Source organism: Athalassotoga sp., from assembly GCF_049965695.1.
Lineage (GTDB): Bacteria > Thermotogota > Thermotogae > Mesoaciditogales > Mesoaciditogaceae > Athalassotoga.
Map to the genome: position 1 here is coordinate 1 of NZ_JBMFWB010000086.1, position 502 is coordinate 502.

Genomic DNA, 502 nt, shown 5'->3' on the forward strand with positions numbered 1-502 from the left:
TCTTGAATAAGAGATTTGTCTGACATTAACTGAAGAAATTGCTTTGGCTTCTCTTCAGTTGACCTTGGCCAAAATCTTTTTCCTGAACCTCCAGCAAGAATAATAGCCTTTTCAGTTATATGCATCACCTCGAAAATATACTAAAACAACTTATAGCACATAGCGTATGGCCAATGGCGAATAGAAAAAGACTAAAGATTAGTAATCAGTAACGTGTAATCTGTAATCAGAAAAATTCTTCACGTCTCGCTCTACGCTCATAGTAAATAAACATCCGGCTTTAAAGTAAACTCAGTATAATTATATCACCGATTCTCTCTCCAATCCCTATTCCCTAATCCTTGTTTTTGCTATTAGCCATCCGCTATGGGCTATATGCCATTGGCTATGAGCCATATGCCATTGGCCATATGCTACTTACTTTCTCGTTATTCTTTTCAATATCATCCTCGCCTCATTTCTTGTGAAGAAGAGGGTCATGACGGTGGCGATGAGTATTTCA

At 37.8% G+C, this 502-nt stretch carries 1 protein-coding gene; it reads right to left on the minus strand.

The annotated features are described in order from the left end of the window. Positions 1 to 125 (minus strand): sugar phosphate nucleotidyltransferase (locus ACP5NR_RS08855; RefSeq protein WP_428006381.1); only part of this gene is annotated, 125 nt, incomplete at its 3' end. Positions 126 to 502: the final 377 nt, after the last annotated feature.